Annotated in this window: 22 protein-coding genes and 1 pseudogene; 15 read left to right on the top strand and 8 right to left on the bottom strand. The window is 57.8% G+C overall.

Annotation, left to right across the window (positions count from 1 at the left end; all coding sequences use genetic code 11):
• The first annotated feature begins 40 nt into the window (after positions 1 to 40).
• The 3 genes from ccoN (at position 41) to AC1MEE_RS07830 (ending at position 2,907) form a co-directional block, all read left to right on the top strand.
• Positions 41 to 1,468 carry a cytochrome-c oxidase, cbb3-type subunit I gene (gene ccoN, locus AC1MEE_RS07840; RefSeq protein WP_480414764.1) on the top strand — a complete coding sequence of 476 codons (1,428 nt, stop codon included), beginning with the start codon at positions 41 to 43 and terminating at the stop codon, positions 1,466 to 1,468.
• 53 nt (positions 1,469 to 1,521) lie between these two features.
• A complete protein-coding gene (locus AC1MEE_RS07835) occupies positions 1,522 to 1,740 on the top strand; it encodes a cbb3-type cytochrome c oxidase subunit 3 (RefSeq protein WP_480414763.1) in 219 nt (72 codons plus the stop codon).
• A gap of 141 nt (positions 1,741 to 1,881) precedes the next feature.
• Positions 1,882 to 2,907, top strand: a complete 1,026-nt coding sequence (locus AC1MEE_RS07830; RefSeq protein ID WP_480413682.1) for an IS110 family RNA-guided transposase — start codon at positions 1,882 to 1,884, stop codon at positions 2,905 to 2,907.
• 472 nt (positions 2,908 to 3,379) lie between these two features.
• Here AC1MEE_RS07830 and AC1MEE_RS07825 read toward each other — a convergent pair whose 3' ends face one another.
• Together AC1MEE_RS07825 and moaB are read right to left on the bottom strand one after the other, a co-directional pair.
• Positions 3,380 to 4,594 (bottom strand): molybdopterin molybdotransferase MoeA, encoded by a 1,215-nt coding sequence (locus AC1MEE_RS07825; RefSeq protein ID WP_480414762.1) that lies wholly within the window; start codon positions 4,592 to 4,594, stop codon positions 3,380 to 3,382.
• 6 nt (positions 4,595 to 4,600) lie between these two features.
• The gene (gene moaB, locus AC1MEE_RS07820; RefSeq protein WP_480414761.1) at positions 4,601 to 5,140 is read right to left on the bottom strand and encodes a molybdenum cofactor biosynthesis protein B; all 540 of its coding nucleotides are present in this window, start codon (positions 5,138 to 5,140) and stop codon (positions 4,601 to 4,603) included.
• A gap of 177 nt (positions 5,141 to 5,317) precedes the next feature.
• Between moaB and AC1MEE_RS07815 the strand changes: the two genes are divergently transcribed.
• On the top strand, positions 5,318 to 5,542 hold the full coding sequence (locus tag AC1MEE_RS07815; RefSeq protein ID WP_480414760.1) for a YgdI/YgdR family lipoprotein: 225 nt from the start codon (positions 5,318 to 5,320) through the stop codon (positions 5,540 to 5,542).
• A gap of 68 nt (positions 5,543 to 5,610) precedes the next feature.
• Here the strand turns inward: AC1MEE_RS07815 and AC1MEE_RS07810 are convergent, their stop codons facing one another.
• From AC1MEE_RS07810 to AC1MEE_RS07795, 4 genes are all read right to left on the bottom strand, one after another.
• Entirely contained in the window at positions 5,611 to 6,501 is an 891-nt protein-coding gene (locus AC1MEE_RS07810; RefSeq protein ID WP_480414759.1) for a pseudouridine synthase, read from the bottom strand.
• Positions 6,502 to 6,595: 94 nt separating this feature from the next.
• Complete coding sequence (locus tag AC1MEE_RS07805) at positions 6,596 to 6,922, bottom strand: transcriptional regulator (RefSeq protein ID WP_480414758.1); 327 nt, start codon at positions 6,920 to 6,922, stop codon at positions 6,596 to 6,598.
• Between the two features lie 199 nt (positions 6,923 to 7,121).
• Positions 7,122 to 7,358: a glutaredoxin family protein gene (locus tag AC1MEE_RS07800; RefSeq protein ID WP_480414756.1), complete on the bottom strand. Its 237-nt coding sequence runs from the start codon at positions 7,356 to 7,358 to the stop codon at positions 7,122 to 7,124.
• A 103-nt stretch (positions 7,359 to 7,461) separates the two neighbouring features.
• Positions 7,462 to 8,670, bottom strand: a complete 1,209-nt coding sequence (locus tag AC1MEE_RS07795) for an ammonium transporter (protein WP_480414755.1) — start codon at positions 8,668 to 8,670, stop codon at positions 7,462 to 7,464.
• A gap of 359 nt (positions 8,671 to 9,029) precedes the next feature.
• Between AC1MEE_RS07795 and AC1MEE_RS07790 the strand changes: the two genes are divergently transcribed.
• The 10 genes and pseudogenes from AC1MEE_RS07790 to AC1MEE_RS07745 all read left to right on the top strand — a co-directional run.
• On the top strand, positions 9,030 to 9,344 hold the full coding sequence (locus tag AC1MEE_RS07790) for an ElaB/YgaM/YqjD family protein (protein WP_480414754.1): 315 nt from the start codon (positions 9,030 to 9,032) through the stop codon (positions 9,342 to 9,344).
• A 5-nt stretch (positions 9,345 to 9,349) separates the two neighbouring features.
• Positions 9,350 to 9,739 carry a phage holin family protein gene (locus AC1MEE_RS07785; protein WP_480414753.1) on the top strand — a complete coding sequence of 130 codons (390 nt, stop codon included), beginning with the start codon at positions 9,350 to 9,352 and terminating at the stop codon, positions 9,737 to 9,739.
• A complete protein-coding gene (locus AC1MEE_RS07780; RefSeq protein WP_480414752.1) occupies positions 9,736 to 10,077 on the top strand; it encodes a hypothetical protein in 342 nt (113 codons plus the stop codon). Before AC1MEE_RS07785 ends, AC1MEE_RS07780 begins: the two co-directional genes overlap by 4 nt.
• Before the next feature lie 120 nt (positions 10,078 to 10,197).
• Entirely contained in the window at positions 10,198 to 11,361 is a 1,164-nt protein-coding gene (locus AC1MEE_RS07775; RefSeq protein ID WP_480414751.1) for an EAL domain-containing protein, read from the top strand.
• Positions 11,362 to 11,456: 95 nt separating this feature from the next.
• A complete protein-coding gene (locus AC1MEE_RS07770; protein ID WP_480414750.1) occupies positions 11,457 to 12,788 on the top strand; it encodes a deoxyguanosinetriphosphate triphosphohydrolase in 1,332 nt (443 codons plus the stop codon).
• Between the two features lie 209 nt (positions 12,789 to 12,997).
• The gene (locus AC1MEE_RS07765; protein ID WP_480414749.1) at positions 12,998 to 13,414 is read left to right on the top strand and encodes a response regulator; all 417 of its coding nucleotides are present in this window, start codon (positions 12,998 to 13,000) and stop codon (positions 13,412 to 13,414) included.
• A gap of 336 nt (positions 13,415 to 13,750) precedes the next feature.
• On the top strand, positions 13,751 to 14,377 hold the full coding sequence (locus AC1MEE_RS07760; RefSeq protein WP_480414748.1) for a response regulator: 627 nt from the start codon (positions 13,751 to 13,753) through the stop codon (positions 14,375 to 14,377).
• An 8-nt stretch (positions 14,378 to 14,385) separates the two neighbouring features.
• Positions 14,386 to 18,042: a transporter substrate-binding domain-containing protein gene (locus tag AC1MEE_RS07755; protein ID WP_480414747.1), complete on the top strand. Its 3,657-nt coding sequence runs from the start codon at positions 14,386 to 14,388 to the stop codon at positions 18,040 to 18,042.
• Positions 18,043 to 18,080: 38 nt separating this feature from the next.
• A complete protein-coding gene (locus AC1MEE_RS07750) occupies positions 18,081 to 18,527 on the top strand; it encodes a GNAT family N-acetyltransferase (protein ID WP_480414746.1) in 447 nt (148 codons plus the stop codon).
• Positions 18,528 to 18,576: 49 nt separating this feature from the next.
• Positions 18,577 to 18,765: pseudogene (locus tag AC1MEE_RS07745) on the top strand (hypothetical protein); the annotation flags it as partial.
• Between the two features lie 88 nt (positions 18,766 to 18,853).
• Here the strand turns inward: AC1MEE_RS07745 and AC1MEE_RS07740 are convergent.
• Positions 18,854 to 19,198 (bottom strand): YggL family protein, encoded by a 345-nt coding sequence (locus AC1MEE_RS07740; RefSeq protein WP_480414745.1) that lies wholly within the window; start codon positions 19,196 to 19,198, stop codon positions 18,854 to 18,856.
• Positions 19,199 to 19,540: 342 nt separating this feature from the next.
• Here AC1MEE_RS07740 and dacB point away from each other — a divergent pair, with 342 nt between their 5' ends.
• Positions 19,541 to 21,007 (top strand): D-alanyl-D-alanine carboxypeptidase/D-alanyl-D-alanine endopeptidase, encoded by a 1,467-nt coding sequence (dacB, locus tag AC1MEE_RS07735; protein ID WP_480414744.1) that lies wholly within the window; start codon positions 19,541 to 19,543, stop codon positions 21,005 to 21,007.
• Positions 21,008 to 21,054: 47 nt separating this feature from the next.
• On the opposite strand, the gene AC1MEE_RS07730 is transcribed toward dacB, so the two are convergent.
• Entirely contained in the window at positions 21,055 to 23,007 is a 1,953-nt protein-coding gene (locus AC1MEE_RS07730; RefSeq protein ID WP_480414743.1) for a sensor domain-containing diguanylate cyclase, read from the bottom strand.
• Positions 23,008 to 23,125 lie beyond the last annotated feature (118 nt).

Here is a 23,125-nt window from a genome sequence, read left to right as displayed (position 1 = left end):
GCGGGGGCCTGGCAAGCAATGGATTGATGGAAACTCAACCATGAGCACAGAACACATCGGGCAGGCCTACAACTACAAGGTGGTCCGGCAATTCGTCGTGGCGACCGTGGTGTGGGGCGTCATCGGAATGGCCGTTGGCGTCTGGATCGCCTCGCAACTGGTCTGGCCGCAGATGAACCTGGACTTGCCCTGGACCACGTTCGGCCGACTGCGCCCCTTGCACACCAGCCTGGTGATTTTCGGGTTCGCCGGCAGCGCGCAGTTCGCCGCAAGCTATTACGCAGTACAACGCACCTGTCAGGTACGGCTGTTTTCCGACAGGCTCGCCGCGTTTACCTTCTGGGGCTGGCAGTCAGTGATCGTAATCATGTTGGTCAGCCTGCCGCTGGGCTACACCACGACCAAGGAATACGCCGAAATCGAGTTCAGCGGCGCAGTGTGGATGACCGTCGTCTGGATCGCTTACGCCATCGTCTTTTTCGGCAGCGTGATCAGCCGCAAGACCTCCCACATTTACGTCGGTAACTGGTTCTTCGGCGCATTTATCGTGGTCATCGCCATGCTGCACGTAGTCAACCATCTGTCGATTCCGGTGAGCTGGTTCAAATCCTATCCGGTGTATGCCGGCGCTACCGATGCCATGGTGCAATGGTGGTATGGGCATAACGCCGTAGGGTTTTTCCTCACTACCGGCTTCCTCGGCATGATGTATTACTTCGTGCCCAAGCAGGTTGGGCGGCCGGTGTATTCCTATCGGTTGTCGATCATTCACTTTTGGGCGCTGATCACCCTGTACATCTGGGCTGGCCCGCACCATTTGCATTACACCGCCTTGCCGGATTGGGCGCAGTCGCTGGGCATGGCGATGTCGCTGATTCTGCTTGCGCCGAGCTGGGGTGGCATGATCAACGGCATGATGACCCTCTCGGGCGCTTGGCATAAGTTACGCAGCGACCCGATCCTGCGGTTTCTGGTGGTGTCACTGGCCTTCTACGGCATGTCGACCTTCGAAGGCCCGATGATGGCGATCAAGACCGTCAACGCCCTGTCCCACTACACCGACTGGACCATCGGCCACGTCCATGCCGGGGCGCTGGGCTGGGTGGCGATGATCACCTTCGGTTCGATGTATCACATGATTCCGAAAGTCTTCGGTCGGGAGCAAATGTACAGCGTTGGCCTGATCAACCTGCACTTCTGGTTGGCGACCATCGGTACGGTGCTGTACATCGCCTCGATGTGGGTCAACGGCATCACTCAAGGCCTGATGTGGCGGGCAGTGAATGACGACGGCACCCTCACCTACTCGTTCGTCGAAGCGTTGCAGGCCAGCCATCCAGGGTACATCGTGCGTTTTACCGGCGGCGTGTTTTTCCTGACCGGTATGTTGCTGATGGCCTACAACACCTGGCGCACCGTGCGCGTGGCCAGTCCGGTGCTCGCCGAGCAGCAAGCACAGTTCGCCTGACCTTACTGCGGGAGTACAGCGTGGCTCCCGCCTTTCTGACAAGGCCCTACTTTATGATCGAATCAGGTTACGAGTGGCTGGGAATCGCCGCCGTGGTGTTTTTCTTCGTGGTTACCCAGCTGTGCCTGAAAAACAGCAGCACCCAGAGCATCGACGAAGCCAGCATGCTCCCCTTCGCCGATGACCCGGAGGTGGCTAGACGGGTTGAACAGGCCACAGGCAAGACTATCCGCTGCGTGGAAGTCACCCAGTGGGATCAGGTCGAGATGTAATGGGCTGATACTTGTGGGAGATTCTATGCTGCCAGGCAAATTGATGGTGCCGGGACTGGATTCTAATGAAATGGTTACCCCCCGTCCCGCCCGGTGAAACGCCACTAAGCTTTCATCGGGCACCTAACGGAGACCATTGCCATGAATCGTGTAGAAGTCGTGAGTGTTGATCTGGGAAAACAGTGCTTCCACGCTATTGAGTTTGATAGTCGCGAGAAGGAGATTCTTCGCAAGAAGCTCACTCGCGTGACGCTGTTGCCATTCTTTGCCAACCTCGACCCTTGCACCGTGGTGATGGAGGCCTGTGGCGGTGCCCATTTTCTAGCGCGTGAGCTGATCAAACTCGGGCATACGCCCAAGCTGATTGCCGCCAAGCACGTGAAGCCAATGCTCAAAAGCAACAAAAATGACTTTGCCGATGCCGAAGCGATTTACGAAGCACGCAAGCGTCCGAATATTCATTTTGTCTCGCCAAAAACCGAAGTCCGGCAAGCGCAGGGCCTGTTGATTACGGTGCGCGATGCTTTCGTCAGAGACCGCATAGCGACGTCAAATCGGATTCACTGCATCCTTCTGGAGATCGGTATTGCGTTGAGTGCCAGCCACAAATCAATCAGAGAGCTCCCCGTCCTGCTTGATCAAAAGAGCATCCCGCCTGCTTTCAAAGCGCTGCTGTTAGAGCTGCATAGCCACTTCAATTACCTCGAGGTGAAGATCAAGGACATGGACCGGCAAATCAAACGCCAAGCCGCTGAAGATGATCTGGCTCGCCGTTTGATGACAATTCCGGGCGTCGGCCCGATCACCTCCAGCGTCCTGGCCTCGGAGCTGGGCGATGGCAAGCAGTACAAGTGTGGTCGCGACTACTCGGCGTCGATCGGGTTGGTGCCCAAGCAGTACACGACAGGCGGCAAGCCGAGACTTTTGGGGATCAGCAAGCGCGGCGATCCCAACCAGAGAAGGTTGTTAATCCAGTGTGCGCGGGTCTATTTGATCGCTCTGGATCGACAGAAAGGCGCGTTGGCAGACTGGGTCCGCCAACTGCTGAGCCGACACCACAGCAATCATGTGGTCTGCGCCCTGGCCAACAAATTAGGCCGCATTGCCTGGGCAATCGCGGCCAATCACAGCGAATTCGATGCAGGGCCAAGCGCGATGAGCGCCTGACCCTGCTGTCACCCGAGCACCACCCACCTGGTTTTGCGATGCTGGATAACAGATGACGTGAACGGCATACCGGCCTGACGAATACCCTGGGCTCCCACACGGCTGAAAAAGCCGTCATTCTATCAAGGGTCGTCGGGCGCGATTTTCATCGAGGCGCGGGGTGCGATATTCCCCAGACGCCGGATAGATTAAAGCAAGCCAAACACGCATCAAAAACAGTATTGCAGAAAAGGGGGTAACCATAGATGTGGGAGCAGGCTTGCAACTACGCGTCCCGCTGCGAAAGCCTTGGATCAGGCACAATATTTCGCAAGTCATGACGCTCTTCTTTGTGCGACCGGCCTCTTCGCAGGCAAGCCTGCTCCCACGGTTGATCCGGTACATCAAAAAGCTCTTTAAAAACAATGATTTAAACGGTGTTTGATAAGAGCTGCCGATCACAGGTCACCTGTAGGCACGGGGTCGTCGGTAGTTAGCCCAGCACCTCACTCAACGGAATGAAATTCAGGTAATCGCCCTCGGCAACGGTCGTGCCTTCACGCACTTCGATCAGGCCGTCTGCCCAGGCGGCGCTGCGCAATATGCCCGAACTCTGATTGCCGTGGAATACCGCGCGCCCCTGTTCCAATCGCCCGCGCAAGTATTCGCGGCGATCGCCAGCCTTGTTCCAGGTGAAACCGGCGGGGACCGGGAACTGCAACGGCGCAACATCCGCGACGCCTTGACGGCGCAACAGATAGGGGCGCGCAAGCAAAGCGAACGTCACCAGCGTCGAGGCTGGATTACCCGGCAGGCCAATCACCGGCACACCACGAAAATGGCCGAAAGTCAGTGGTTTCCCCGGCTTGATGGCCAGTTTCCACAATGACAATTCACCGTCTTCACGCAAAGCATGTCCGAGAAAGTCCGCCTCGCCCACCGACACACCGCCGGTCGACAGAATCAAATCGACGTGGCCCAGACTGCCCAGCGTGTTGCGGGTTTTTTCCAGATCGTCCGGCAAAATCCCGGCATCCACCACCTCACAACCCAGTCGCTGCAACCAGCTGCACAGCAATACCCGGTTACTGTTGTAGATCTGGCCAGGCCCCAGCGGCAGACCTGGTTCAATCAACTCGTCGCCCGTCGACAGCACCGCCACGCGGATGCGCCGCACTACGTTCAGCTCAGCCAGTCCCAGCGACGCGGCCAGACCCAACTCGATGGGCCCCATGCGCGTGCCAGCGGCAAGCACTTGCTCACCGGCAGTGGTTTCCTGGCCTTGCGGACGAATGTTTTGCCCTACGCGCATAGGCTGGCTGAAGCGCACCCGCTGGTCGCCCAGCACTTCGGTGTTTTCCTGCATTTCCACGCAATCGGCACCGGCCGGAACCGGTGCGCCGGTGAAAATCCGGGCGCAGGTTCCGGGTGCCAATGGCTCCGGCGCTTGTCCGGCAAAGATCCGCTGACTGACCACCAGCGGCTCGCCAGTCCAGTCCGCGAGGCGCAACGCATAACCGTCCATGGCGCTGTTGGACCACGGCGGTAAATCCAGGGTGGAAATCAGCGCCTCGGCCAGAACCCGGCCTTGCGCGGCTGCCAGTACGACCTGCTCACGCTCAAGGATCGGCATCGCCTCAGCCATCTCCAGCACGTGCGCCATTGCCACTTCGACCGGCATCATCGGTCGCGCTTCAGAGCGGCTCATATCAGTTCATCCACGGGTTTCGCAAGGCTCGGCCTGCTTGAGGTGGGGGACGAAGTTGCAGGGGCGGTGACGTGAATCCAGTTGCTCGGCAAGAATGCCGTCCCAACCGGTGCGGCAGGCATTGGTCGAACCCGGCAGGCAGCAGACCAGCGTGCCGTTGGCCAAGCCCGCCAGCGCGCGGGATTGCACGGTCGAGGTACCGATATCCGCCACGGAAATCTGCCGGAACAGCTCGCCAAAACCATCGACCTGTTTGTCCAGCAGGCAGGTTACGGCTTCGGGCGTGCTGTCGCGGCCGGTGAAGCCTGTGCCACCGGTGATCAGCACCACCTGCACGTCATCGTCGGCAATCCAGGTCGCGACCTGAGCGCGGATTTTGTACAGATCGTCCTTGAGCAGCACTCGCTCGATCAGGCTATGGCCTGCGGCGGTCAAGCGATCGACGAAGACCTGGCCGGACGTATCGGTTTCCCGAGTACGGGTGTCGCTGACGGTCAATACAGCGATGTTCAATGGCACAAAAGGTGTATCAGCCTTCGCTTTCATAGGCTCAATCCAGAGAGAGGGAAACAGCCCGCTGTTATATCACAGCGTCCATTTTAGCTGCCCACTCGTTGATCCAGACCAGTGATCGAGACCCCTGACCACTATTCATGGAACTTGCCAGTGATGTATACGTCTCAACCTCAGTAAAACCAAAGCATCCCCTGACGGAGACACACAATGACTCAACGGACCCTACCCGCTGCCTTCCTGCTCGCATTGAGCCTCGCCAGCCTTGCAGGTTGTGCTTCGCCCACGGTAATCACCCTCAACGACGGTCGCGAAATCCAGTCTGTTGATACGCCCAAGTATGACGAAAACTCGGGCTTCTACGAGTTCAAACAGCTCGACGGCAAAGAAACTCGCGTCAACAAAGACCAGGTTCGCACCGTTAAGGATCTCTGACCTTTACCGCACCCCTTGCGGCCTTGTGTCGCGAGCGGCTGGCGGACTTGTAGACCCTATTCCGCTGACTACCACAGCAGCTTGATTTCCGTCTCAAAGTGCCTGTGCTGCCCGGACAAAGGATCAATGAAACGCAGGCCCTGGGCCAGCAGCTTCAGCGGCTGGCTATAATCGTCCACCGTGGTTTTCACCACGTCCGGGTAAAACGGGTCATTGCAGATCGGCGCGCCCAAAGCGGCCATGTGCACGCGCAGCTGATGCTTTTTTCCGGTCACGGGAGACAAGCCGTAACGCCAATATTCGCCATTGCGTTCACTGACTTCAATGCGCGTTTCCGTGTTGCTGGCGCCCGGCCCTTCCTGCATGCGAAAGAACGGCTCGCCCGCGACCAGGCGACTTTTATGCACGCGGGGAAATTGCACCTCGGGCAACGCCCGGGCAATGGCCTCATAACGCTTGTCGATCTGACGCGTTGGAAACAGCGACTGATACGCCGAGCGACTGTCCTTGTTCGCCGAGAACAACACCAGGCCCGCCGTGTGCCGGTCAATCCGGTGCAACGGCACCAGATCAGGGTTGTCCAGGCGACGAATCAAGCGTCTGAGCAAAGTTTGCTCGACATATTCACCCGCTGGCGTGACCGGTAAAAAATGCGGTTTATCCGCCACCACCAGATGCTCATCCGCATACAGGATCGACTCCAGCACCGGTATTGGCGTTTCGTTCGGCACTTCGCGAAAGTAATGAACGCGCAAGCCTTCTTTATAAGGCAGTTCCGGCGTAATGACTGCGCCCTGAGCATCCAGCACCCGTCCCCTGGCTATTCGGTCCAGCCATTGTTCCCGGCTGATGGCAGCAAAGTGCGCGCACAAACAATCGAGCACTGTTGACCAGCGCCCGGCAGGCAGATACAGGGTGCTGGCTTGGCTTTGCGCGGGGGAGAAAACGGACTCGGACATGGGCAGGCTCAAAATCTCGGGCGGCGTTGATTGGCTAGCGGCGCATTATCGCGCAAGGGCTTGGCAGAACCTAATGACCGCAAATCAACCTCACTCATCCACGTGCCAATACCGGCGTTTGCGTGGCTGCTGCCTCAGTGAATTCCTTGAGCCAGCGCAGTACATCCACCGCTTCCCAGCGCGCCGGGTCATACAGTGCATAAAGCAGGCCCTGATAGCCAACCACGTCCAACTGACGGTGGTAGCCGGCACGCTGGAACAACGCTTCGATTTCCGCGAAACAGGTATTGAAATGCAATTTGGTAAACGGAGTTTTCCCCTCCGTGACGAGACCGTCCATACGCAGCTCCAGCACGGCCTCGCTGACCACCTCGGTAGACATGCGATTCACGCTGTTTTTAAGTTGTTCGACATTGACCATGGCTGTGCTCTCGTTGTGATCTTTTGATTCGCTCAATCGGGATGCGACCGCACTGTCAATCACCGACCTGTATCGGTTCATTGCGGGCAAGGAAGATGAGAGGCATACGGAGCTATCCGCAAACTGTATATGCATACAGTAAACGAATCGACGTTCGCTGGCCAATCGATTAACGACCGGCCGCGACGGATGGAGGGGTTTACCGAAGGAACAAGACCACCTGTTCGGCATCGAAAGGCCAATCCAGCTCGGCCCCTGTGTCCACTCGCCGCAGCACAGGGATGCGCAGGCCATATTGGTCCACCATCGCCGCGTTCTCGCCGATATCGATCAACTCGACCAGCAGGCCATGCTCGACCAGTGGTAACAGTTCGGCTTCGGCGACTTCGCACAGGTGACACCCAAGGGTGCCGAACAATTGGCATTCAGGAGGCATGAAGGCACCCTTAAACGTTGCGCAGGAAGAATGAAGAGTGCCGTATTTTAGGCCGCCCCGAATGGCCGCGTCGAGCCTGAATCCTGTGCGGCAGTCCCTTGCTTCACTCCTGACTGACCGAACCAATCTTGTGGATCGACAGATCGGCGCCGTAGTACTCCTGCTCCTGGCTCAAGCGCAGGCCGGTGATCATCTTGATTGCGCCGTATACCAGGAATCCGCCGAGCAAGGCCACGATCACCCCCAGCGCGCTGCCGATCAATTGGCTGACGAGACTGACCCCACCCAATCCGCCCAAAGCCGTCTGGCCAAAGACGCCACACGCGATGCCACCCCAGACGCCACACAGCCCATGTAAAGGCCAGACACCCAGCACGTCATCGATTTTCCAGCGCACCTGAGCCGCGGTAAAACACCAGACAAACAACGCGCCGGCGATAACGCCGGTGATCAAGGCACCCACTGGATGCATCAAATCCGATCCTGCACAGATCGCAACCAGGCCAGCCAAAGGCCCGTTGTGCAGAAAGCCGGGGTCGTTACGCCCCACAATCAGCGCGGCAACCGTACCGCCCACCATGGCCATCAATGAGTTGACTGCCACCAGACCGCTGACACCTTGCAGCGTCTGTGCGCTCATGACGTTGAAGCCGAACCAGCCGACAATCAGAATCCATGACCCCAGCGCCAGAAACGGGATGCTCGATGGCGGATAGGCGATCAACCGCCCTTCCCGATAGCGCCCGTTACGCGGCCCCAGCAACAGCACCGCGGCCAGTGCCAGCCAACCGCCCATGGCGTGGACGACGACAGAGCCGGCAAAATCATGAAAACTGGCGCCAAAGCGTGCCAGCAACCAGGCTTGCAGACCAAAGTTGCCGTTCCAGACCACGCCTTCGAAGAACGGGTAGACGAAGGCCACGATCAACACGGTTGCACACAACTGAGGGGCGAACCGCGCACGCTCGGCAATACCGCCGGAGATAATCGCCGGGATCGCCGCGGCGAAGGTCAGTAGAAAAAAGAATTTCACTAGCCCGTATCCATGATTGGCACTGATCACCGCGGCAGGCTGTAAAAAATTCACGCCGTAAGATATCCAGTAGCCTATAAAGAAATACGCCAGTGTCGATACGGCAAAATCGCTGAGAATCTTCGACAGTGCGTTGACTTGGTTCTTGTGCCGGACGGTACCGACCTCAAGAAAGGCAAAACCCGCATGCATGGCCAGAACCATGACTGCGCCGGTCAAGATGAACAAGGTATTGGAGCTTTGGACTAGAGTGTCCACCGCACTTTGTAAATTTTCCATGTAGGGGGCAGGCCTGCAAGTAGCTGAAAAGCACCAAAGCAGGTCAATCGATCCTCATGGCGCACCGAACTGGCGCCCAACCCCAGCGTAGCGCTGGAATGCGTGACCCGCTTTGGAGCAGTCAAGCCTGGAGGACAAATTGCTGCTTGAGCTTTTTCTCAAGTTTTTAGGGTGTGAGCGTAAGGTCTGGGCTCATTTGCCACCGCCTCCGCCCTTATTCAGCGCATCCGCCCTCCGTGGCGCACCAACGAGAAGCAAAACCTGTACCAGCCAACCGATCGAGTGCCGTTGGTGATTGAAATGAACCTTCAGTAATCCCTTGGACTCGAAACCCCATAAGCCACTAAACGGAGAACACCATGGCCCGCAAAACAGCGCAAAGCCCTCAGGATATATTGATGTCTGACTTTCAAACATTGGTCAGCGACACGGAGAAACTTCTTGAGCACACCGCCAGTCTGGCGGGCGATCAGGCCGAGGAGTTGCGGGGGCAGATTCAAGAGAGCCTGGTAAAGGCACGGGAAACGCTAAAACTGACCGAGGAATCGCTGCGCGAGCGCGGCAAGGCGGCGGTGGTGGCCACTGAAGATTATGTTCAGAGCAACCCATGGCAATCAGTGGGGATTGCGGCTGGCGTCGGGTTCCTGTTGGGGCTTCTGGCTACAAGGCGCTGACGACTATGGCTCTGGGTACGGAATCAGGTCCGCCACCTGCGGAAGACTCCTCATCGCGGCGCCTGGGTGCTGCGTTCCTGGGTCTGTTGCATGGCCATGTCGAACTGTTCGGCATCGAATTGCAGGAACAAAAATCACGCACGGTGAGCCTGCTACTGTTTGCCGGATTGACGCTGGTGTTCGCCCTGTTGCTATTGATCGGGCTGTCGGCGTTGGTACTGATCGTGCTGTGGGACAGCTATCGCCTGGCTGCCATCATCGGCTTATGCGTCTTCTACACGCTCGCAGCCGTGTTCTGCGGGTTGCGTTTGAAAGCGGCAATCTTCGATGAGTCGTCGCCTTTCCATTCCACCCTTCAAGAGCTGGCCAATGACCGCGAGCGACTGATCCCATGAGCCTGCCTGAACTGCCTGCAACCAATTCCCGGCGGGAACTGCGCAAGGCGCTGATTCGCCTGCGCATGGAAATGTATCGTCAGGAGATTCGTCACGAGTCCAGTCAACTGCTGCAGCCGCTGCGCCGTGTGCGCGGCATGACCCAGGACTGGCAAGGCACCCTCGGCATCAAACACGCCCCACTCTGGGGTCTGGGCATCGTTACCCTGCTGGGCTTTCTCAGCGGCAAGGGCGCCAAAGGCGGCGGCATCAGCAGCCTCACGCGCCTGGTCCAATTGGGCGCCAGCCTCATACCGCTGATAAAACTTGCGTTACAGGGTTCTTCGCCTAAACGCTGACCCTCCCCATCTGGCTACATTCTTGCAATGCGTTACGAATCCCGTCACTCCATGGTTCGCCATGGGTGACGGGTGCTGCCTGCCTGGCAGCCCAATTCCAAGATCTACTAAGGAGGCTCTGTGATCCATGGGCAACCGCTAGCCTGCTTTCAGCCGTTCATCGATACCGCTACTGGCCGCATTGCGGGTGTTGAAGCCTTGGGTCGTCTGCGCCAGAGCGATGGCAGGCTTTTATCCGTAGGCCCCTTGTTCGCCGACCCGAAGATCTCCCCTGCTACGCTTCGCCGCCTGGACCGGACGATCCGCGACAATGCCTTGAGCCGGCTGCATGAAGTGCCCAGCGACTGGTTTTTAAGCCTCAACATTTCCCCGCGCTGGATCAGTCGCCTGCGCCCCGAACAGCCGCTGCCCAGTCTCAAGCAATTGCACCGGCACAGCGTGGCGCCCCAACGAATCCTCTTCGAAATCACTGAGCTGGGCGGCGACAGCCAACGCCTGGCCAATGTGGTGGCACGCTATCGAGAAGCGGGTGCACGTATCGCGATCGATGACTTTGGGGCCGGTTATTCACAGTTGGATCGGGTATTGGCACTGCAACCTGACATTTTGAAACTGGACATGCGCTTGTTTCAAGCTGCCGCCCGCGGCGGTCCCAGCAGCGATGTCGTCAAGGCGCTGGCGCAAATGGCAGAGAAAACCGGCTGTTGGATCATCGCCGAAGGGGTGGAAACCGAAGCCGAACTGGATTTCGCCCTGGAGTGCGGCTCGCGCTACGTTCAGGGTTTTTTGTTCGCCCAGGGTGAGCTGGAGTTTTTCGCCGCCGACGCGTTCGTCCAGCGTTTCGCCCAATTGCGCGATCGTTATGTGTTGAAAAAGGTTGCCGAACGCGCGCGTATGATGACCCTGCGCCAGCAACTGAACAAGCTGATGACCGTCCTGCAAAGCTGGGCCGAAGGTGAGGCGCCCCTGAGTCAGTTGCCCCAATTGGACGACTATCCGTGGTTGTTGCGCTTTTACCAATGCGACCGCCATGGCACCCAGCTCACACCGAACCTGGAATGGCGCAATGGTGCCTGGCAGTCCGACGCCAGCTATATGGGTCACAACTGGTCGTGGCGACCGTATTTCTATCACTTTCTGGCCGAGGGTTGGGATGAACGACGCCTGACCCTGTCCAACACCTACCGCGATGCCACCAGCAACCAGTATTGCCTGACTGCCGGACAGTTCTTCGACAACGGCCAACGCCTGCTGCTGGTCGATATAGACGCCGCCGGGTTGTGATCGGAACGCGTCGATCAAGACACGACGATCAACGCTCTTGCAGCCCAAGGGCTGAACCGGGAAGCTAGGCTCATTCAACAGACGGAGTGAACGCCTTGGATTGGCAAACCCTGCTTACCCGCGAACGACTTGGCAAACCCCTGCACAGCCCTGAAGAACTGGGGCGCAGTCCATTCCACAAAGATCATGATCGCATCATTTTCTCCGGCGCTTTTCGCCGCCTGGGGCGCAAGACACAGGTTCATCCGGTATCGAGCAACGATCACATCCACACCCGCTTGACTCACTCGCTGGAAGTCAGCTGCGTCGGCCGCTCACTCGGCATGCGGGTCGGCGAAACCATTCGTGACGCCCTGCCCGACTGGTGCGAGCCGAGCGATTTGGGAATGGTCGTACAATCGGCCTGCCTGGCCCACGACATCGGCAACCCTCCGTTCGGGCATTCCGGTGAAGATGCGATTCGCCACTGGTTTCTACAAGCCGCCGGACGCGGCTGGCTGGATGCCATGAGTGACGCCGAGCGCAATGATTTTCTCAACTTCGAAGGTAACGCCCAAGGTTTTCGGGTTCTTACTCAGCTGGAGTACCACCAGTTCGAAGGCGGCACCCGCCTGACTTATGCAACCCTGGGCACCTACCTGAAATACCCCTGGACCGCGCGTCACGCTGACTCGCTGGGTTACAAGAAACACAAGTTCGGTTGCTACCAGAGCGAACTGCCAATCCTCGAACAAATCGCGCACAAACTCGGTTTGCCACAAATCGAAGAGCAGCGTTGGGCACGTCATCCACTGGTCTATCTGATGGAGGCGGCCGATGACATCTGCTATGCCCTGATCGACCTTGAAGACGGTCTGGAAATGGACTTGCTCGAATACGCCGAGGTGGAATCCCTGCTCCTGGGACTGGTGGGCGACGACCTCCCGGAAACCTATCGGCAACTGGGCCCCAGTGATTCACGTCGACGCAAACTGGCTATTTTGCGCGGCAAGGCCATCGAACACCTGACCAACGCCGCCGCCCGTGCTTTCGTCGAGCAGCAGGATGTGTTGTTGGCTGGCACCCTGAGTGGCGACCTGGTGGAGCATATGCACGGCCCCGCCAAGCGTTGCGTACTCAATGCCAAGGACATGGCGCGCAAGAAAATCTTCCAGGACAAACGCAAGACCCTGCATGAGATCGGCGCCTACACCACGCTGGAAGTGCTGCTCAATGCATTCTGCGGTGCCGCGCTGGAGCAGTTCGGCGGACGCACCCCCTCGTTCAAACACCGACGCATTCTCGACCTTCTAGGCAACAATGCGCCTGACCCCCATTGGCCGCTGCACACCTCGTTCCTGCGCATGATCGATTTCATCGCGGGGATGACCGACAGCTATGCCAGCGAGATGGCGAGAGAAATGACCGGCCGTTCAAGCCCGGTTTAACACGTGCGACCGAATGACCGGATGAGTGACCCGCATGCTGTCACTCATCCGGCGGCGGATCTGCAATGTGTGCCCCACGCATTGCAATTAAAGAGATGCCCTACATCCAGAACAGAAAAGCCCTATCGATCGAGATGCTCGGCTGCCGAATAATTCGACCTGTTCTTGCCCCGTACCGGTGAGATCACTTATCAGCCCGGAAGATCCTGATGTCAAAAAACAACCTGCGCATCTTGTTGGTGGAAGATCACCCTTTCCAGTTGATTGCCACCCAAATACTGCTGAACAACCAAGGCTACTACCGGTTGACCCCGGTGTTGAGCGCTGCTGAAGCAATGGTGGCAATGGAGAAGGCAAAAGACCCCTTCGACGTCTTGCTCTGCGATCAATGCCTGCCCGATCTGCCGGGCCTGGACTTGATAGAACTGGCCAGCCAGCAGGGTCTGATTCGCAGGGCTGTGGTGCTCAGCGGATTGAGCCAGGAACAATTGGAAGAACTGGAAAGCACTGCTGCTCAGCGCCGGCTACCCCTCCTGGGATGCTTGAGCAAGCCCTTGCACGTTCAGGCCTTCACCGCACTGCTGGCGGCAACGGCAGCCTCCATCGCCACTGACCGACCTATGTAATGGCTTGCTCATGCGCTTGCAAATGCTTCATCACCCTTTAAACGTCCATGTTAGATACAGCGAATAAACAAAGTCTTTGTCACGCAGGCAAAATCCTAATTTGCTGTAGGGTAATTCCCAAACGCTATAAATCGCGTGCAGTTTGATAGCAAATCTACACACTAGAACTGTCCGATATTTTAAACATCGACTCAGTTCCGTGAGCATTTACGTACGTAAATACGTTAATTCTTGTAGGAACTTTCCTATATCCACTTGGCAGCCCTGTCGGTTCATGTGCCTGCCTGAACATCTGAGCTAAGGTGCGCGCTTTCTTCGCTTGTATGGAATTGAATTATGAACTCGGTTTTTATCATCGACGACCACCCCGTTATTCGCCTGGCAGTACGCATGCTATTGGAAAATGAAAATTATGAAGTGGTTGGCGAAACGGACAACGGCGTGGACGCCATGCAAATGGTCCGCGAATGCATGCCTGACCTGATCATTCTCGACATCAGTATCCCCAAACTGGATGGCCTGGAAGTCCTGGCCCGCTTCAACGCGATGGGCTTGCCATCGAAAATCCTGGTGCTGACCGCTCAGACCCCCAATATTTTCGCTATACGCTGTATGCAATCGGGTGCAGCTGGTTATGTCTGCAAGCAGGAAGACCTGAGCGAATTGCTCAGTTCGGTAAGAGCGGTGTTATCCGGCTACAATTACTTCCCAAGCCAAGCCCTGAGCCCTGCTTGTCGCGAAGACGGGCCGCCTTCTGAAATTGAATTATTCAAGTTGGTCAATGATCGCGAATTGATGGTATTGCAGCTGTTCGCCCAAGGCAGAACCAACAAAGAAATTGCCAAAGGCATGTTCCTCAGCAACAAAACCGTCAGCACCTACAAGACCAGGCTTATGCAGAAACTCAGGACAAAAACCTTGGTAGACCTTATCGAGATGGCAAAACGCAACGCGCTAGTGTGAGAGACCGGATGTCGAAGCGCTTAATGGATTATCTGAAGCTGGTCGCAGGCATTTGCTTGAGCATGAATGTGCAGGCAGCAGAGCTTGCGTCCCAGCACTACACGCTGCTCAGCCGCTCCAGCCCCAGCCACATGGAAACCCGGCTGGACAGGGCGCAATGGCAGTGGCTGCAGAACAAGCGTGAGTTGATACTGGGCACTTCAGCCCCGGATTACCCGCCTTTCGACATGACCCTCACCGGTCGCGATTACGAAGGATTCACTGCCGACTACGCGGGCATTCTCGCCCATGCCCTGGACACGCCGATCAAGGTCCAGCGCTTCGAATCCAGGGACGCGGCCATTGAAGCCCTGACCCAGGGACAGATCGACCTCCTCGGTAGCGCCAACGGTTTCGAGGCGAAGGGCAAGAACATCACATTGTCCATGCCCTATGCCATTGATCAACCGGTGCTGGTCACCCGCGTGGGAGAGACCCGCCCGCTCACCGAGGGCCTGGCCGGCATGCGTTTGAGCATGGTCTATCACTACCTGCCGCTGGAAGAAGTCGAAGCGCTCTACCCCAACGCACTCATTCAAACGTACCCTTCATTTCAAAGTGCAATCAACGCCGTCGCCTTCAATCAGGCCGATGTCTTCCTTGGTGACACCATCTCGACCCACTATCTGATCAACAAGGGCTATCTGAACAATGTGCAGATGGCCAATTTCGGCAAGCATGAGGCCGACGGTTTCAGCTTCGCCGTGCGCAGCGATGACACCCAGTTGCTGGAGATCGTCAACAAAACACTCAAGGCGATCCCGATCGACGAACGGGTCAGCATTTCCAAACGCTGGAGCGCCGGCAGCGATTTGCTGCTCACCGACCATAAACTACAACTGACCCAACGCGAAGAGCGCTGGATTGCACAGCACCCGGTGGTGCGTATCGTCATCAATGAGGCGTATGCGCCGTTGACGTTTTTGGACGCCAGCGGAAACTTCCGCGGGATTACCGCCGACGTGCTCGATCTGGTCCGCCTGCGCACGGGCCTGAACTTCGAGGTCAAACGCGTTCCGAGCATGACCGAAATGATGAAGCAGGTCAGCGAGGGTGAGGCAGACTTGATCGGAACGATGATTCCCAGCGATGAACTGGAAAGTCGTTTCAGCTTCAGCCGTCCCTATCTGGACACCTCTTTCGTGCTGGTGACCCCAAAAAAACCCTCCAGCCCGACCCATCTGGATCAGCTCGCGGACAAGCGCCTGGCCGTCACCCAAAGCAGCCCGAGCCTCCCCTTCCTTCAGCGCGAGTACCCTCAGATCGACCTGGTGGAGACGGACAACCCTTTCCAGGCGCTGGACATGCTGGCTCAAGGGCAAGTGCAAGGCGCAGTCATTTCGTTGGTCAGTGCCAACTATTTCCTGTCCTCGCAGCTGTTCGAAGACAAATTGCAGATGAGTGCCACTGTCAGTGACGATCAGGCACGCATCTCCATGGCCACCGCGCGTAATGCCACAGAGCTAAGTTCGATCCTGGACAAGGCCCTTTCGAGCATCGTCCCGGAGGACCTCGCCGTGATCAACAATCGGTGGCGCGCCTATGTCCCGCCAAGCGGTGGTTACTGGCGCAACTACCATGAGCTGATTTATCGGATCGTAATCGGCACCGGCCTGTTACTGCTGGGCTCGCTGGCCTGGAACGCCTACATGCGCCGCCAGATCAAACAACGCGAGATGGCAAAGCGCGCCTTGAACGATCAGTTCGAATTCATGCGCACATTGCTCAATGGCACCCCTCATCCCATCTATGTGCGCGACCGTGAAGGTCTGCTGCAAACCTGCAATGACAGCTATTTGGCAGCCTTCTCGGTCAGGCGCGAAGACGTTATCGGCAAAAGTGTCATGGATGGCGTGCTGGGCAATGTGTTCGAAGCCCGGGAGTATGCCGCCGACTACCAACGGGTCATGGCCGAGGGCATCCCGCTGATTCTTGACCGCGCGCTGCAGATCGGCGATCGCCAACTGACCATCTATCACTGGATCCTGCCTTTCCGGGACTCGTTGGGTGAGGTACAAGGCATCATTGGCGGCTGGATCGACATTAGCGAGCGACGCCAGCTGATCGAAGACCTGCACGCCGCCAAGGACCTGGCCGACGATGCCAACCGCGCCAAAAGTACGTTTCTGGCGACCATGAGTCACGAAATCCGTACCCCGATGAACGCCGTGATCGGCATGCTCGAACTGGCTCTCAAACGTGCGGACCAAGGGCATCTGGATCGTCCGGCCATCGAAGTCGCCTACAACTCGGCCCGAGACCTGCTGGAGTTGATCGGCGACATTCTCGATATCGCCCGGATCGAGTCCGGCCGCCTCTGCCTGAGCCCGGAACGGGCCAATCTGCGGGAGCTGGTGGAGTCAGTGGTGCGAGTGTTCGACGGCCTGGCCCGGCAAAAAAGTCTGAACCTGTTGCTGGACTTCGACAGCCGCATAAACGTCGATGTGCTGCTCGACCCGTTACGCTTCAAACAGATCCTTTCCAACCTGATCAGTAATGCGATCAAGTTCACCGAACAAGGCCAGATCAAGATCAGCCTGCACCTCGAAGACAGCCCGGATCCGCAACAATTGCACCTGCACCTGTTGATTCAGGACAGTGGCATCGGCATCAGTGACGAGGACCAGCGGCGACTGTTCGAACCATTCGCCCAGGCCGACAATTCCGGTCAGTTGGCCAGAAGTGGTGCGGGATTGGGTCTGGTCATCTGCCGCAGCCTGTGTGAAATGATGGGTGGCCAGCTGACCTTGAGCAGCCAACACGGCCAGGGCACCCAAGTGCAGGTTGCCTTGACGCTGACCACGCTGGAATCGATCAAGGTCGTCGCGCAGCACCGCGTTCCCCTGCTCGATGTCAGCACCCCCCTGAACATTCTGATCGTCGATGATCACCCCGCCAATCGGCTGTTGATGTGCCAGCAGCTTGGCTTCCTGGGGCATCACTTTCAAGCGGCCGAACACGGCGCCGAGGGCTTGCACATCTGGCTGGAAGGTCATTTCGATCTGGTCCTTGCCGACTGCAACATGCCCGTGATGAACGGCTATGACCTGACCCGTGCCATCCGCGCTCATGAGCAGGCTCAGTCGCTCCCCCATTGCACCATTCTCGGTTTCACCGCCAACGCGCAACCCGAGGAGTTCCAGCGCTGCCGGGACGCAGGAATGGACGGCTGCCTGTTCAAACCCATCAGCCTGACCGCGCTCAATGAGCAGTTGACGAAGATAACCCCCCTCCCCCTGCATTCGACGAAAATCGCCACGGCGGTCTTCAGTGTCGACGGTATCAACGCGTTGACCGCTGGGCGTCCGGAACTGATTCAACGCTTGCTCGCGCAGTTGCTCAGCAGCAGTCAGGAAGACCGTAAAGAGCTGGCGGCGACTGCGATCGAGAGTAATCGGCAAAGCCTTCGCGACATGGCTCATAAAATCATAGGGGCAGCGCGAATCATCCAGGCCCGCGACGTGATCGAACACTGCGAAGCGCTGGAAGACGCCTGTGATGAAGCGACATCGGACGAAGTGATCGCCGCCCGGCTGCAGGCGATCGACGCCGCGATGATCGAACTCGAACACGCATTGCGCGCGCAACAGATCGATGGCGCTGCGACGCCAAACCCTCTCACTTGACCGAACAGGGCGTTCAACCGATGGTGCACTTGATCAACATGAGCGAAGAGCAATTTCAACGCTTCGTGGCCCACTCGGCCGCGGGTTATGTACAAGACGTCGGAGAGACGTATCGCCAGCCACCGCCGCCGGAAGACGTCATCGATGGCATGAAAGAGCTGCTCCCGGCCGGACTGGATACCCCCGACCACCATCTATTCAGTCTGCAATCCACCGAGGGCGAAGACGTCGGCGTCCTGTGGTTCGGCGTCAGCACGGAGCATGAGGTCGAGACTCTCTTTATCTATGACCTCGAAATTTTTCCTCATGCGCGGCGCCGTGGTTATGCGAAAAAGGTACTGCAAACAGTCGAGCAATGGGCCAGGGCCCGAGGCATCGGGAGCATCGAGCTGAATGTCTTCGCTCAGAATCAGGCGGCGCAGGCGCTTTACCGCTCGTTTGGCCTCAAACCTTACGAAATAACAATGGGCAAGCCATTGGATTGATTTGCCGACCGAATATCAAGTAGCCATCATTCGGACGATCTCGGCAGTCCTCAGCGAAGCGCTGACGATCATGGCGCAGATGTGTCGCGATGCGCATATCGATCCAGAACTGTTTCAGCTGTTTATCCAGGCAGGTATCTATCAGCAATACGCCACCCGCTTTCTACAGCCGCAACAAATCGACACCGTCGATGAAAACAGCGTTTTGGCCAAAGCGGGATTGGGTGCGCGGGGATAAATCGGGAGTCATCGCCGGAGCATTGCACTCGGCGAAAAAAGCAGGCCCTGGGGCGCCCCGGGGCCTGCCTTTTCTTACATCAAGTACATCAAGCTACCGGATTGATCGGCTTTTCCGGGTACCAGACGTCGATCAGCGGGCTGACGGTCATTTCTGTCAGTTCGCTGCGGCCTTTCAGCCAGGCTTCGACAGTGACACGCTGCTCTTCGTTGACCGAGCCACGTTTGCTCAAGCAAACCAGACCGAAATCATCACCGCCAACATAATTCAAACCATTGGCTTCCATGGCGTCAGTCAGGAAAGCGTCGAGGAAGGCATCAATAGCCTGATCATCAAGGTCTTGTTTGAAGTCCAGGTTCAGCTCAAAACCCAGCTCCTGGAATTCATCCACGCAGAGTTTTTTGCGCAGACGTTGGGAACGGTTAGTGGCCATGGAACAATCCTCATAAGTAATAACGGGCGGCACTTTACCAGCTTGGGCCATTAAATGCCCGCCTCAGTGCCGATGTTTGCCGGTGAGCGAGCCCTTCGCAGAAAAATTACCCGCCTGTCGAAAAAAATAGCCGATCAGACGGCCTTGCCACGGCACAAGTCACCCACGCTTGGGGCATAATGCCGCTCAATTCGGGGCCCGCTCCAGTCACTGACAAATCAGCCGTCAGCACAACAGCGCCTTGAACCGCCGTTTTCACTCCGCCTGAAGTAACGATGACCGAGGGAACCCATCCATGCCCTCCATTTTTTCCCCCTTCTCAGCAGTAGGGTTTTATTTCAAATGATCAAATCTTTGCGTCCATTGTTTTTCGCCAGCCTTCTTTTCCCCCTGGCCATGTCCGTCGCCGCCGCACCCATCAACACCTCATTGCCACCCAGGGTTCAGCAAGCCCTCAAAGCCGCCAAACTGCGAAACGATGCCCTGTCTCTGGTGATGTTGCCGCTCAATGGCCCGGGTACCGCGACCGTGTTCAATGCCGATGTTTCGGTCAACCCGGCGTCGACCATGAAACTGATCACGACCTATGCATCGCTGGAAATGCTCGGCCCGAACCATCAATGGAAAACCGAATTCTTCACCGATGGCACCCTGAGCAATGGCGTGTTGCATGGCAACCTCTACCTCAAGGGCGGCGGCGACCCCAAGCTCAACATGGAAAAACTCTGGCTGTTGATGCGTGACCTGCGTGCCAACGGCGTGCAACAGGTGACCGGTGACCTGGTGCTGGATCGCAGTCACTTCATCCAGCCGCAACTGGCGGAGTTCAATGACGACGGCAATGACGAAAACAAGCCGTTCCTGGTCAAGCCCGACGCATTGATGGTCAACCTCAAAGCCCTGCGCTTTGTGGCGCGCAATGACACGGGCAAGGTGCTGGTGTCCGTCGAGCCACCGATTGCCGGCATCCATATCGATAATCAGGTCAAAGCACTGCCGTCGGACAAATGCACCGGCGACGTCCGTTACAGCCCGGCCCCCCAGGCTGACGGCAGCGTCACGGTAACGGTCAGCGGCCAATTGGGCCAAGGCTGTAACTCGCAGACGTATCTGTCGCTGCTGGATCATCCAACCTATACCGCTGGCGCCGTACGCGCGATCTGGCAGGAACTGGGCGGAAGCATTCTGGGCAAGGACCGACTCGATGTCGTGCCGGGCGATGCGAAGTTGCTGGCCAAGGCGTTTTCTCCGGACCTGGCCGAGATCATTCGTGACATCAACAAATTCAGCAACAACACTATGGCTCAGCAGCTGTTCCTCAGCCTGGGCGCGCAGTTCCGCAACGAAGCCGACGGCGATGATGCCAAGGCCGCGCAACGCGTAGTTCGGCAGTGGCTGGCGAAGAAAGGCATCATCGCTACACATCTGGTCATGGAAAACGGCTCAGGTCTTTCTCGCGCCGAACGGGTCAGTGCACGTGAAATGGCACAGATGCTCCAGGCCGCCTGGCAGAGCCCCTACGCGGCTGAGTACATGAGTTCTCTGCCTCTGGCAGGCGTGGACGGCACCATGCGCAAACGCCTCAAGAACACGCCAATGCGGGGTGAGGCGCATATCAAGACCGGCACCCTGAACACCGTGCGCGCGATTGCCGGCTTCAGCCGCGACAGCAATGGCAATACCTGGGCGGTGGTAGCGATCCTCAACGGCTCAGGGGTAGGGGGCACAGCTTCAGTGCTCGACGAGGCGTTACTCGACCTGTATCGCCAACCGAAGCTGGCCAGCACCGCGGTCTCTCTGCAGCCCTGATCTTCAGCGGACCCGTTTATTGACGGGTCCGTTGACTGCCTATGGCTTCAAGGCAACTCTGGCTCGACCCGATCGCGCCCAGCCTGTTTAGCGGCATAAACCCCCGAGTCAGCCCTCAGCAACAAGGCATCGCCGCCTTCAGCCGGGCGCCAGCTGGCGATGCCGAAACTGGCCGTCACCACACCAACACCGTCGATGGGGTGGCTGCGCAGCACATTCCACAACTCCAGTGCCAGCGCATAAGCCTGCTTCCCATTCGTGTCTGGGCACAGCACCATAAACTCCTCGCCACCGAGCCGACAGAACACGTCGTCGCGGCGTAACCGCTGGCCGATCCGCTGGCAGAGCGCCTGCAACACCTGGTCACCCGTGGCATGACCGAATTGATCGTTGATGCGTTTGAAGTGATCGATATCGAGCATGATCACCGACAGCTCACGGCCATGCCGCTGGACCCGAGACAGCTCGGCCTTGAGCCGCTCCTGGAAATAACGGCGGTTGTAGACACCCGTCAGCACGTCCGTCACCGACAACGCACGCAACCCCTCCTCGACCCGCTTCAAGTCGGAGATGTCAGAGACGAAGCCGTGCCACAGCACCCCGCCATCGGGCAATCGCTCAGGAGTGGCCTCGGCACGCAACCAGCGCTGTCCCTGGCACGGCAGTTCGACACGGTACTCTTCACACAACGGGGTCAAGTGCTCGGCGGAAAAACCGATCGACCTCTTGATCCGGTCCAGGTCCACGGGGTGAATCCGCTCGAACACTGCATCTGCACTGCGCTGCATCACATCCTGCGACAGCTCGTAAATTCGCCACATACCGTTATTGGCGTAGTTAAAACAGGAACTGCCATCGCGATTCATCTGGTACTGATAAATACCACCGGGCACATGGGCACTGAGTTTTTCCCATGCGCTCAACACGCTGCTTAACTCGGTCGTGCGCTGCTCGACCAACAGCAAGGCGCGTTGACGCTGGCTGATCAGGCTGTAGAACAAGGCACTGAGGATCAGGCTGAGCAAGCCGCCCAACACGACCACACTGGTCGACGAGGACTGATTGGCCGCCATGAATGCAACGGATGGACGAATGTCCAACTGGTAATCACGGTCGGCCATGCTCAGCATCGTGGTGATGTGCAGATCGCTTTCGACGGCGCTGTTACTCGACTGGTAGAGCAAATCAGGCTCGGCCGGCGAAGACATGTCGAACAGCTGCACCGCGAGGTTATCGCGTGTCTGTTCGGGCAAGCCTTCGGACATCAATCTACGCAGGCTGATCACCGCCATGACATACCCCGACAGCGCCTGATTCTGCGCCCCACCTCCAAGACCCGGTGACAGCACCGGCGAAACCAGCAATACGCCACTGGTGTTGGCCGGCTCCAGGCCCACCAGATCCATTCGCGGCGACACTGCCATACCGCCCGTCAGGCGCGCGCGCTCAAGCGTGGCCCGGCGTATGCCTTCGGACAGCACGTCGAACCCCAGCGGCACCGGCAGCGTGCTGCGGGATTGGGTGTAGAGCACCGGGAAGTATTCCGCGCGATTCGTTGCAGGCTTGAATACGCCGGATGCATCCATCTCGCGAATGGTGTAATCGCTCAAGCCTGACGCATGCGCCCGCTGTTCGAACGCCAAGCGTTCAGCACCTGGAACCCTGGGCGTCCAGGAATAGGCCTGCGTCCACACCAACAAGGGCGCCGCATAACCATCGAATTCGCGTTGGGTGATTTCGTCGGAAAAGACAAAGAAGCGACGCAGGTCGTCAAGACGCTGGACCTGATCGTCGAAGCGCTCCTGAATCCGACTGAACCGTTCGCTGGCCAACAGATTGAAACGCTGATGCAGTTGGTGTTGATGCTTCTCGCTGTTGGCCGCGGCGAGCATAGCGGTCAGCGCGGCACCTGCCACGAACGCCAGAACAGCAGCGGACCATGCGCAGGCATCTTCGCTGATCAAACCTAAAATCTTGGGGCGGACGGTGTTGAGCGGCATAAGCAGAACTCATAACGCCGGCGTGTTGTGGCGTCACCTTGGCTATAGCTCCGTTATAGCCATTCGCCACTAATTTGCCTAGCCTCACGCCCGACTAATTGAAGTAAGGGCGTGAGGC

The organism is Pseudomonas sp. ASL3 (genome assembly GCF_056680425.1).
This window is presented reverse-complemented; position numbering and strand designations above follow the sequence as displayed.